The 12,382-nt window shown below is 33.3% G+C and carries 11 protein-coding genes and 1 tRNA gene; 11 read left to right on the top strand and 1 reads right to left on the bottom strand.

The genetic code is table 11. The features are described from left to right. Nucleotides 1-876, top strand: an 876-nt coding sequence (locus AAC024_RS14570) for a hypothetical protein (protein ID WP_339896229.1), incomplete at its 5' end; no start/stop codon positions are given. 45 nt (nucleotides 877-921) lie between these two features. Here AAC024_RS14570 and AAC024_RS14565 read toward each other — a convergent pair. Beyond that, nucleotides 922-995: transfer RNA gene (locus AAC024_RS14565), tRNA-Arg, on the bottom strand. Nucleotides 996-1,240: 245 nt separating this feature from the next. Here AAC024_RS14565 and AAC024_RS14560 point away from each other — a divergent pair. The 10 genes from AAC024_RS14560 to AAC024_RS14515 all read left to right on the top strand — a co-directional run bounded on the left by AAC024_RS14560 (nucleotide 1,241) and on the right by AAC024_RS14515 (nucleotide 12,143). Next, nucleotides 1,241-2,542, top strand: a complete 1,302-nt coding sequence (locus tag AAC024_RS14560) for a TolC family protein (protein WP_339896228.1) — start codon at nucleotides 1,241-1,243, stop codon at nucleotides 2,540-2,542. Nucleotides 2,543-2,736: 194 nt separating this feature from the next. Then, nucleotides 2,737-3,816, top strand: a complete 1,080-nt coding sequence (locus AAC024_RS14555) for an efflux RND transporter periplasmic adaptor subunit (protein ID WP_339896227.1) — start codon at nucleotides 2,737-2,739, stop codon at nucleotides 3,814-3,816. A 125-nt stretch (nucleotides 3,817-3,941) separates the two neighbouring features. After that, complete coding sequence (locus AAC024_RS14550; protein ID WP_339896226.1) at nucleotides 3,942-7,157, top strand: efflux RND transporter permease subunit; 3,216 nt, start codon at nucleotides 3,942-3,944, stop codon at nucleotides 7,155-7,157. Nucleotides 7,158-7,297: 140 nt separating this feature from the next. After that, complete coding sequence (locus AAC024_RS14545; RefSeq protein ID WP_339896225.1) at nucleotides 7,298-7,603, top strand: hypothetical protein; 306 nt, start codon at nucleotides 7,298-7,300, stop codon at nucleotides 7,601-7,603. 18 nt (nucleotides 7,604-7,621) lie between these two features. Next, the gene (locus AAC024_RS14540) at nucleotides 7,622-7,831 is read left to right on the top strand and encodes a DUF2892 domain-containing protein (protein ID WP_339896224.1); all 210 of its coding nucleotides are present in this window, start codon (nucleotides 7,622-7,624) and stop codon (nucleotides 7,829-7,831) included. Nucleotides 7,832-7,921: 90 nt separating this feature from the next. Then, nucleotides 7,922-8,551 (top strand): Crp/Fnr family transcriptional regulator, encoded by a 630-nt coding sequence (locus tag AAC024_RS14535; protein ID WP_339896223.1) that lies wholly within the window; start codon nucleotides 7,922-7,924, stop codon nucleotides 8,549-8,551. Between the two features lie 305 nt (nucleotides 8,552-8,856). Beyond that, a complete protein-coding gene (locus AAC024_RS14530; RefSeq protein ID WP_339896222.1) occupies nucleotides 8,857-9,414 on the top strand; it encodes a YeeE/YedE thiosulfate transporter family protein in 558 nt (185 codons plus the stop codon). Nucleotides 9,415-9,418: 4 nt separating this feature from the next. Then, nucleotides 9,419-9,832: a DUF6691 family protein gene (locus tag AAC024_RS14525; protein WP_339896221.1), complete on the top strand. Its 414-nt coding sequence runs from the start codon at nucleotides 9,419-9,421 to the stop codon at nucleotides 9,830-9,832. Continuing rightward, nucleotides 9,833-10,624: a sulfite exporter TauE/SafE family protein gene (locus AAC024_RS14520; protein WP_339896220.1), complete on the top strand. Its 792-nt coding sequence runs from the start codon at nucleotides 9,833-9,835 to the stop codon at nucleotides 10,622-10,624. 106 nt (nucleotides 10,625-10,730) lie between these two features. Then, complete coding sequence (locus AAC024_RS14515; protein WP_339896219.1) at nucleotides 10,731-12,143, top strand: MBL fold metallo-hydrolase; 1,413 nt, start codon at nucleotides 10,731-10,733, stop codon at nucleotides 12,141-12,143. Nucleotides 12,144-12,382: the final 239 nt, after the last annotated feature.

The raw sequence follows: 12,382 nt of genomic DNA, 5'->3' as shown, positions 1-12,382 counted from the left end.
AAAAAAAGAAACGACTCTGTTACTAAAGCTAAAGAGCAACTAAAGAAAGACGTCGAAAGAAAAAAGAATGACTCCTTAGCTAAAGTTAAAGAAGATAGGGAAAAAGCCCTAGAGGAATTGAAAAAAAGAAACGCTGTTGTTATAGCCAAAGCCCAAGAAAAAGCATTAGAAGAAAAGAGAAAGAAAAACACGATTTTTCAAACCAAAGAAGAACAAAGAAAACAACTAATTGAAAAAAGACGATACGATTCTATTGTAAAGGTTAGAGAACAAGGAACAAAACAATTAATTGAATTAAAAAGACAAAACGATTCCATAGCTAGAATTATAGAAAATGAAAGAAAAAAATTAGAAGCCTTAAGAAAAAGTAGTGCAATAGTTCAAAAAACAGATAATTCTATTTCTGATTCAAAAGAAGAAAACAAAAAAGAAGCATTACTTGAAAGAATCAAGTTTAGAGATTCTTGTCATTATCAAATCAATGAGTATGATAGATTTTATAACATTACAACAATTAGAACAGAACCATATACGCTAAACAAAAATCTTACGGTTGAATTATACAAACAAGGTAGAAAAACAGATGTCTTTTTCAATTTATCAGAAGATTTAGGCTGTGCTTCTTACCTTCCCAACCAAAGATCTAGTGTAAAAATAACTTTAGAAAACAATCGTATTATTAACTTTTATCACTCATGGGATATTGAATGTGGAGAGGTATTTCTTTTTAAAGCTAAATTATCTAGTGCTCATATAGATATTTTAAAAAATTCACCCATTAAATCTATAGTATTTCATGGAACTCAAGGCTATAAAGAAATAAATTTTATAGATTATAAAGAGTTTTTTATCGATAAGCTTAAGTGTATTGAGTAAATAAATCAAAAAAAGCTTTCAAGAAATTGAAAGCTTTTTTATTTGTGACCTCGACTGGATTCAAACCAGTAACCTCTTGAGCCGTAATCAAGTGCGCTATTCAGTTGCGCCACGAGGCCTTTTTTCGTGGGTGCAAATATACATTTTTTATTAAAACTCTACCAAATCTTATTTCAATTTAATCAAATTTTTAATTATTCCGCTTTATAAAGTAAACTGATGTGGTTGTCCGTTTTTTTTGTTGGTTAGCTGAAGATAATAATAGATTTTAATATCTTAAAAAATAAGGGTTTTATACTATGTAACATTGGTTACAGACTTCCGTGAGTTATATATGTACCTTTGCATCAGAAAAATTTAACGAATGAAAACACCAATTTACATAACCATATTCTTTTTTGTGACTTTATCTTTGCAAGCGCAAGAGTTGGTGCCAATAACAAAATCAGAAGTTTTAGCAAGAGTATCAGAAAAAAACACGTCTATTAAGATTTCTCAACAAGAATTCAATCAAGCTAGAGCCGATTACAGACAAACAAACGCGGTGTTTTTGCCAAACATTACAGCAAGTCATACAGCTATTGCAACTACAAATCCGTTAATGGCTTTTGGTTCTAAATTGAATCAAGAAATTTTAACGCAAAACGATTTTAGTCCAGCGTTATTAAATAATCCTTCGCAGATTGAAAACTACGCTACTAAGCTTGAAATTCAGCAACCATTAATCAATTTAGATGGTATGTACCAACGCAAAGCAGCCAAATCTAAAATGGAAGCGATGTCTTTAAAAACAGAACGCACACAAGATTTCTTAGCATTTGAAGTAAACAAAGCCTACATGCAATTACAATTAGCGTATAAAGCAGTTGATGTTTTAGAAAAAGCATTAGAAGCAGCAAATGCCAATAAAAAATTAGCAGATAACAGCTTTAAACAAGGCTACTTACAACGTGCAGATGTACTGAATGTTGAAGTAAGAGTTACCGAAGTTAAAAACCAATTACATAGTGCTAGAAGTAATGTGCAAAATGCTTCAAACTATCTTTCTTTTTTAATGAATGATGAAACGTATGTGGTTTATACACCAACAGATGAACTAAAGATTTCAACATTTGCAATGGAAGATAAAATGATTTCTGAAAATCGCTCAGACATCAAAGCTATGCAATTGGCTTCAAATGCTTACGAAGCCATAAATAAAGCAGATAAAATGGCGTTTTTACCTCGATTAAACGCATTTGGGAGTTATGAGTTGTATGATGATCAAATTTTTCAAGCAGATGCCAATGGCTATTTATTTGGTGCGCAACTAAGTTGGGATCTTTTTCAAGGGTCTAAACGTTTTGGGAAAGCGCAAAAAAGTAAAGCCGAATTCGAAAAATCGAAGCTAGAATACAAACAATATGTATCTCAAAGTAATTTAGAATTAAACAAAGCTAAACGTACTTTTTTAGATGCTGAAAACAAACTAAAATTAACCAGTTTGGCTTTACAACAATCTGAAGAATCTTTAAGAATTAGAACAAATAGATTTAAAGAAGGTTTAGAAAAAACCTCAGATTTACTAATGGCTGAAACGCAATATGCACAAAAGCAATTAGAATATTATCAAACCATTTTTGAATACAATTATTCACAAGCTTATTTGCAATTTTTAGTCCCCTAACCCCAAAGGGGAATTAGCAAGTTTGCGGATAAACTAGCATGATTTTCCTGCAAGGTTTTTAAAACCTTGTAGGTATTATAAAAAAAAGTTAAAAAAAACAATTATTAACCCTTCCGAAGTGAAGAAAACGAATCCTTAACACAACAGTTCCCTTTCCTTCGGAAAGGGTTAGGGATAGGAAAAAAACTAATAAAATGAAAAAACACATATACCTATTAACTCTAACAACCGTATTATTATTTATAACAAGTTGTGGTAGCGGAGACAAAAAAGTAGCTACAGACAATTCGCCAGCAATAAGCGTAAAAGTTAACCAAGTAGCTACAAATAGCAACAGTCCGTTTTTGAGTGTTAGCGGAAAAATACAAGCAACTAATAGTGCAGATTTAAGTACCAGAATGGCGGGTTACGTAACTAAAGCACACGTAAATGTTGGCGATAAAGTCCGTAAAGGTCAATTATTAGTGTCCATAAATAATTCTGATTTACAAGCAAAACGTGCTCAAGTAAATGCAGGAATAACTGAAGCAACCGCTGCTTTCAACAATGCCAAAAAAGATTATAACCGTTATAAAAATTTGTTAGCAGAAAACAGTGCGTCACAAAAAGAAATGGATGATATGACTGCCAATTTTGAAATGGCAAAAGCACGCTTAGAAGCTGCCAATCAGATGAAAAACGAAATCAATGCGCAATTTGCTTACAGCAATATTACAGCACCATTTAGCGGAACAATTACAAGTAGAAACATAGAAGTTGGTGATATGGCAAACCCTGGAATGGCATTAATAAGTTTAGAAACATCAGGAGATTTTGAAGTGATGGCATTAGTTCCTGAAACCGAGATTTCTGAAATTAAAAAAGGAACTAGAGTTGATGTATTAGTAAAATCTATCAACAAAACGTTGAAAGGAAAAGTGACTGAGATTAGTACATCAGCAAAAAACACAGGTGGACAATATTTAGTAAAGATAGATTTGGATAAAACAGATGTCAATATTTTATCTGGCATGTTTGCAACAGTGCAGTTTCCTGTGGAAAGAAAAACAATATCAACAATGGTTTTAATACCAACCGAAGCACTAATAACTAACGGACAACTATCTGGAATCTATACTATAAGCCAAAGTAATACAGCCATATTACGTTGGTTGCGTTTAGGAAAAACTTTTGGAAACCAAGTGGAAGTGTTATCTGGTTTAAATGCAGACGAAGCGTATATCGTTTCTGCTAATGGGAAACTTTTTAATGGAGCGAAGGTAAGTATTCAGTAAACAGTTGCAGTATTCAGTATCCTGCAAGGTTTCAAAAACCTTGTAGGTATCAAAAATAAAAAAGTATTAACTAAAAAATACCCCGTAACAGTTTTCCCATTTTAAGGGAATTAGAGGGGCTTATTATGAAAGAAGGTATCGCAGGAAAAATTGCCAAAGTCTTTATGCAATCAAAACTTACAGTGTTATTGATGATTGTGTTTATGGTGGTTGGTGTGTACAGCTCGTTTTTAATTCCGCGTGAAGAAGAACCTCAAATTGATGTGCCTATCGCAGATATTTTTGTGGGTTATCCAGGTGCAAGTCCTACTGAAGTAGAGTCGCATGTAACAAAGCCATTAGAACAACTAATCTCTAATATTAAAGGTGTGGAATATGTGTATTCTACGTCGATGAAAGAGCAAGGTATGGTCATCGTGCAGTTTTATGTTGGTGAAGATATTGAGCGTTCGTTTGTAAAATTATACAACGAAATTAGCAAACACATGGATCAAATGCCGCAAGGCGTTACGTTTCCGCTAGTGAAAACGCGTGCGATTGATGATGTGCCCATGTTAGGTTTAACATTGTGGAGCGAAAACTATGACGACTACCAATTAAGCCAAATGGCTCAAGAGCTGGAAGCCGAAATAAAAAAGGTAAATGATGTAGCTATTACTCACAAAATTGGAGGTAGAAACCGTCAATTACGTGTGGTTTTAGACAAAGATAGATTAGCGGCAAGCGGATTAGATTTCTTATCGGTTTCAGAAATGATTAAAGCGAATAACTCGCAATTAAGCTCTGGTAGTTTTGATAAAAATGACACGGAATTTCTTGTGAATACTGGAAAATTTCTAGAAACGGTCACAGATGTTGAAAATTTGGTGGTTGGTGTGCAACAAAATCAGCCTATATATTTAAAACAAGTGGCAACTATTATTGATGGCCCAGAAGTGCCACAAAATTATGTGAGTTTAGGTTTTGGAAAAGGAAGTATAAAATCTTCAGATTACAAATCTGAATATCCTGCTGTAACCATTTCTGTTGCAAAACGAAAAGGTGCTGATGCCATGAAAATTTCGGAAGTTATTATTGATAAAGTTAATCATTTACGTGCCACTTTAATTCCTGATGATGTACATGTAGAAATCACCAGAAATTATGGTGAAACCGCATCTCAAAAAGTATCAGAATTATTATTACACCTTGTTGGTTCTATATTTGCAGTAACTATTGTAGTAATGCTAGCAATGGGTTGGCGAGGTGGATTGGTTGTGTTTTTATCAGTTCCAATTACATTTGCTTTGACCTTGTTGAGTTACTATATGCTCGATTACACATTAAACCGAATCACACTTTTTGCTTTAGTATTTGTAACAGGAATTGTCGTCGATGACTCTATTATTATTGCCGAAAATATGCATAGGCATTTTAGGATGAAACGCTTACCATTTAAACAAGCCGCATTATATGCTATTAACGAAGTTGGAAACCCAACGATTCTAGCAACGTTTACAGTAATTGCGTCTGTTTTGCCAATGGCCTTTGTTTCAGGATTAATGGGACCATATATGGCACCAATGCCAATTGGAGCCTCAATTGCTATGATTTTATCATTATTTGTTGCCTTAACTATTACGCCTTACTTAGGTTATATTTTCTTAAGAGAAAAAGATAAACCTGCCCGTCCAGCAGGCGGGAAAGGGGTAGATGCAAAGCCAGAAAAACCTGTTGAAGACACGTTTATTTATAAGATTTACAACAAGTTTGAGAGACCTTTATTAGAAAACAAAACCAAACGTTGGTTGTTTTTAGGTGGAACTTTTGTCCTTTTAATGGCAACAATGGTGTTGTTTTTTACCAAATCGGTTGCAGTTAAAATGTTGCCTTTTGATAATAAGAATGAATTTCAAGTCGTCATTGATATGCCTGAAGGTACAACCTTAGAGAGAACAGGAGTTGTAACACAAGAAATTGCTCAGTATTTATCGACAAGACCAGAAGTGGTGAATTATCAGAATTATATTGGGACATCTGCACCAATTACCTTTAACGGATTAGTTCGTCATTACGATTTACGTGGTGGAAGCAACATGGCAGATATTCAAGTGAATTTAATTGATAAAGGTGAGCGTTCTGCTCAAAGTCATGATATCGCTAAATTATTACGTCCAGATATTCAAAAAATTGCTTCAAAATACAATGCGAATGTCAAATTGATAGAAGTGCCACCAGGACCACCAGTATTGTCCACGATTGTTGCTGAAGTTTATGGACCAGATTATAATGAACAAATTAAAATTGCCAATAGTGTTCAAAATATATTGAAAAACACTGCTGATGTTGTAGATATCGATTGGCTGGTAGAAGACGATCAAATAGAATACCAATTCGAGATTAATAAAGAAAAAGCGATGTTATATGGCGTTACACCTCAGCAAATCGCGTACACCATGAATATGGCATTGTCTAACAGAGCAATTACAAATTTATATGATGAAGATGCTGTTAACCAAGTGGGATTGGTATTGGCTTTAGATGAAAAGGAAAAATCAACTATTTCTGATATTTCACAATTAAAGGTAACATCGAAACAAGGCAACATGGTGCCAATTGCAGATTTAGTGGATATTAAACAAACTACAGCCGCAAAAAGTATTTATCGTAAAAACCAAAAACGAGTGGTTTACGTGATGGCAGATATGGCTGGAGAGTTAGAAAGTCCCGCCTATGCTATTCTTGGAATGGAAGAAAAACTAAAAGAGATTCCGCTACCAAAAGGCTACGAGATTAACGAAATGTATTTAGGTCAGCCAGATTTTGAAGATGTTTATACGGTGAAATGGGATGGTGAATGGCAAATTACTTTAGAAGTATTTAGAGATTTAGGAATAGCCTTTTTAGGAGCCATTATTTTGATATACATCTTAATTGTTGGATGGTTTCAAAACTTTAAAGCACCAATAGTGATGATGGTTGCTATACCATTGTCTTTAATCGGAATTATTTTAGGACACTGGATTATGGGCGCATTTTTTACGGCAACATCTTTTATTGGAATGATTGCTTTAGCAGGAATCATGGTTCGAAATTCGGTATTACTGATTGATTTTATTAATCTTCGAACAGCGGAAGGCATTCCATTAAAACAGGCAGCAATTGAAGCAGGAGCCGTACGTACAACGCCTATTTTACTAACAGCAGGAACGGTTGTAATTGGCGCATTCGTCATTCTGTTTGACCCAATTTTCCAAGGGCTAGCAATTTCTTTAATGGGAGGAACTATTGTTTCGACGGTGTTAACATTGTTGGTTGTGCCACTTGTTTATTATATGATTGAAAAGAAAAATTTTAAATAAATTGTTGTCTCGTTTTCCTGCAAGGTTTCTAAAACCTTGTAGGTATAAAACCTATTATCGTTAAAACCTGAAAATTGTAAAATAGCAATAATCAAACCTACAAGATTCTTAAAACCTTGCAGGTTGTAAAAACTAAAAACATGAAATTAGTAATTGTAACAGCAGTAGAAGAGTTTCAAAAAGAGGTTTTAAAACTCTTCAAAAATGCAAATATCGAAAGTTTTAGTAAATCTGAAATTGATGGATATAAAAATAGAAATCCTCTATTGATGTCTTCAAATTGGTTTGCTTCCGAAAAAGGCGGAAATGAATCTATTATGTTTTTCTCTTTTACAGAGTACGATAACATTGAGAATTTATTCCTTTTAATAAAAGAATTTAATAAAAAATTAGAAACTAACAATCCTTTAAAAGCGGCTGTGGTTCCTATTGAAAAATTTATATAAACTTAAAAATTAATTAAAATGTTAAATACATATTTTAGAGTAATTGTTGGAGTAATGGTATTATTAAGCGTCGTGCTAACTTTCTATGTTAACCAAAACTGGATGTGGTTTACCGTATTTATTGGTGTCAATTTAATACAATCAGCATTTACAAAATGGTGTTTGTTGGAAACCATATTAGTAAAACTAGGTGTAAAGAAAGAAGGCGGAAATTGTTCCTCTTGTTAATTAATCATTCTAAACCAAAAATCTAATTTAAGCAGCATTATAAAAATCCAAGCAATAAATTAATTCAATTTTAAATTGTTATTTTTGGATATGAATAATGACCTATTACAGCAAAAATTTGCTCATACTTTAGATGAAGATTTAATTACAGAGATTTCTAAAAACGGAATATTCAAAAATTTCAAAAAAGATGACATTATAATTGATATTAATCAGTCATTAAATTTTATTCCACTTTTACTAACAGGTGATATCAAAATCATACGAGAAGACAGCGATGGTAACGAATTGCTCATTTATTTTTTAGAAGCAGGAGAAACTTGCACCATGTCCCTCACCTGCTGTTTAGGCACCACAAAAAGTAAAATTAGAGCCGTTGCCGAAAAGGATTCTAGTCTGGTCATGATTCCTGTTCAAAACATGCAAACATGGTTTCATAACAACGCTAGTTGGCGAAATTTCATACTACAAAGTTATCAAATACGTTTTGACGAGATGCTTGAAGCCATTGACAGTCTCGCATTCATGAAAATGGATGAGCGCTTGTACAAATATTTAAAAAATATGGCAATGGTTGATGAATCTAAAACTATATCCATTAAACATCAAGATATTGCCGAAGATTTGAATACTTCGCGCGTTGTAGTATCTAGACTTTTAAAAAAGCTTGAAAATGAAAACAAAATAAAACTAGGTAGAAATAAAATCGAAGTCGTTTAAATTTTTTGGGCGCTCCCAAAAGGTCGGGCTTTCCGCTATATCTTTTTTGTGCTGAACTTGTTTCAGTATCTCATCAAGTGTTTTTCACATATCTTAAGTGAGTTTCAAACCAAACTTATAGTTAAGCACAAAAAAGGATGCCGCTTCAATCCCTAGCGCACTAATCTGCAAACTGTAGTAACCAGTCCCAAGTCTAGGTAGTAACCATAAAATATTTCTATTAGGCAAGCTATTAAATATTATTTAGTAACGTTTATTACTTAAAAAAGTAAACTTCAATGTAAATTTGCGCTAAATTATCAGGTATGCATTATATATTAAACCCTTGGCCATGGTATGTTTCAGGCCCACTTATTGCCTTAGTTATGGCACTCCTACTCTATTTTGGTAAAACATTTGGCATGTCATCAAACCTTAAAACGATGTGTTCTATTGTAGGTGCAGGTAAATTTACAGATTTTTTTAAGTTCAATTGGAAAGACCAAATCTGGAATTTAACGGTTGTACTAGGTTCTCTTATCGGCGGTTTTATAGCCGTTAAATTTCTATCAAATGGTAGTGGTTCAAATTTAAACCCAACAACAGTTACCGAACTTCAAAACATGGGTTTCAATAACCCAGGAATGACATTAGTACCAAATGAAATATTTGGTTTAGACGTTTTGGTTTCGCCAAAAGCGCTAATACTATTGGTAGTTGGAGGCTTGCTAGTAGGTTTTGGCACACGCTATGCTGCTGGCTGTACATCTGGTCATGCCATTTTAGGATTAAGTAGTTTACAAAAACCATCATTAATTGCCGTAATAGGCTTTTTTATTGGTGGATTAATTATGGCTAATTTTATTTTCCCTCTAATCTTTTAAGCTTATGAAATTTTTAAAATTTTTATTAATAGGTATATTTTTCGGTATTGTTTTAGTGAAATCTGAAGCGGTTTCATGGTACCGCATTTATGAAATGTTTAGGTTTCAATCCTTCCACATGTATGGTATTATAGGAACTGCAATAGCATCGGGCCTTCTTTTTGTACAAATTTCAAAAAAAAGACATTTAAAGAGTGTTGAAGGCGTCGATATTTTTGTTCCAAAAAAAGAAGATGGGTTAATCAGATACATAATTGGCGGAATAATTTTCGGATTTGGCTGGGCGCTTATTGGCGCTTGCCCAGGACCTATGTATGTTCTTTTAGGCACTGGTGTTTGGAGCATGATTATCGTGATTGCTGCTGCGATTTTAGGAACATTTATTTACGGTATTTTAAAAGACAAATTGCCTCACTAAATGGATACAACCCAAATTTTAGGATATATTGGCGCACTAATTGTTGGCTTAGTTTTAGGGCTAATTGGTGGTGGTGGCTCCATACTTACGGTGCCACTTTTGGTATATCTTTTAGGGTATAATCCAGTTATTGCAACCGCTTATTCTCTATTTGTTGTAGGCACATCGTCTATGGTAGGTACCTATCAAAAACATAAAAAGGGTTTAGTAGATTTTAAAACAGGATTAGCCTTTTCATTTCCATCGTTTGTTGCAGTCTATTTATCAAGACGATATTTGGTTCCAGGTATTCCTGAAACCTTATTTTCATTTGGCCACTTCGAGATTTCCAAAGGTATGGGCATCATGATATTTTTTGCAATCATTATGCTTTTAGCCTCTATATCCATGATTAGAAAAGGAAAAGATAAAGAAGTAGTTTCTAAAAGTCAACCCTACTACAAAACCTTTGTTCAAGGTTTAATAATTGGTACTATTACTGGTGTTATTGGTGCGGGTGGTGGATTTTTATATGTTCCTGCCTTAGTACTTTGGGCAAATATCCCCATGAAAAAAGCAGTAGGAACATCATTGATTATTGTTACTATAAACTCATTAATTGGTTTTATGGGCGATGTACAAACATTAGATATTGAATGGGCATTCCTCTTAACATTTACTCTAATTTCAATTTTAGGAATTATATTAGGTGTATTTTTATCAAAGTTTGTAAGTGGTCCAAAATTAAAAAAGAGCTTTGGTTTCTTTGTCTTAATAATGGCCATTTACATCATATTCAAAGAGTTAAAATAGTATTAAATGTGATATTAGTTACAAGCTAAATTGATAAGTTTCGTAATTTTGAACATGTAATTGAAAGAGATTCCCTCCTTCGATGGAATGAAAAAAAATTTTTACAATGAAAATAGAACAAATATATACAGGTTGTTTAGCTCAAGGTGCTTATTACATAAAATCAGATGGCGAAGTTGCTATTATTGACCCATTACGAGAAACACAGCAATATGTTGATAAAGCTAACAATGAAAATGCAAAAATCAAATATATTTTTGAAACACATTTTCATGCTGATTTTGTTTCTGGTCATGTTGATTTAGCAAAAAAAACAGGTGCAAAAATTATTTTTGGACCTGGCGCCAAAACTAATTATGACATTCATTCTGCAAAAGATAATGAGGAATTCAAACTAGGTAAAATCACTATCAAAGTATTGCATACTCCAGGACACACTCTGGAATCTTCAACATTTCTTTTAATTGACGAAAACGGTAAGGATCATGCCATATTTTCTGGAGACACTTTATTTTTAGGTGATGTTGGCAGACCAGATTTAGCTATAAAATCTGATTTAACAAAAGAAGATTTAGCTGGTATGCTATATGATTCGTTACGCAATAAAATCATGTCATTACCAGATGATGTTATTGTATATCCAGCTCATGGTGCTGGTTCTGCTTGCGGGAAAAACTTAAGCAAAGAAACTGTTGGGATTTTAGGAGAACAGAAAAAAACAAATTATGCTTTAAGAGCAGACATGACAAAGGAAGAATTTGTGAAAGAAGTTTTGGATGGTATAACACCTCCGCCACAATATTTTGCAAAAAATGCAATGATGAACAAATCTGGTTATGATGCCTTTGAGACTGTTTTAAAAAAAGGGGACAACCCCTTATCTCCTGAAGAATTTGAAGCTTTAGCCAACCAAGTGGATGCGCTAGTTCTTGATGTTCGCCATGAAAAAGAGTTTATTAAGGCGCATATTCCTAATTCAATTTTTATTGGCATACATGGTGCATTCGCTCCTTGGGTTGGTGCTTTAATTACCGATTTAAAACAACCCATTTTGTTGGTTACACCAGAAGGAAAAGAAAAAGAAACAGTAACTCGATTATCACGTGTGGGTTACGATAATACTCTGGGTTATTTAAAAGGTGGTATGGCTTCATGGATAAGTGCCGGAAAAGAGATTGAAACTATAGATTCTATTTCTGCAGATGAGTTTTCTGGTCATTTTAAAAATGAAACTATTAATGTACTAGATGTTAGAAAGGATGGCGAATATAAATCGGAGTATCTTGAAGGTAACAGTATTCAACATTTTGCCTTAGATTATATAAATGAAAATATGCATGCCATTGATAAAAATAATACTTATTATGTGCATTGCGCGGGAGGTTATCGCTCGGTTATTGCCGTATCAATTTTAAAAGCTCGTGGATTTAATAATTTAATTGATGTTGCAGGAGGTTTTGCTGCTATTAAACAAGGCGATTTACCAACTACAAATTTTGTTTGCCCGAGTACACTTTAATTTTTCTCGCAAAGTCGCAGAGACGCAAAGGAAGATCTTAGAATGAATTAATTTTAAAAATAAAAACAATTTTAGAAATTCAAAACTTAAAATGTGGTGATTGTGCAAATATCATCACAAAAAAGCTATCGGAAATTAATGGTCTTTCTGAATTAATCGTGAATAATGATGACTTTACGGTATCATTTAATTAGGGCTTGCTGATTTTCTAAAAAAATAGACATAACTAATTATCAATC

Origin of the sequence: uncultured Algibacter sp., from assembly GCF_963976535.1 — a bacterium.
Lineage (GTDB): Bacteria > Bacteroidota > Bacteroidia > Flavobacteriales > Flavobacteriaceae > Algibacter_B.
The sequence above is the reverse complement of the archived record's forward strand: the minus strand, read 5'-3'. Positions and strand labels throughout refer to the sequence as shown.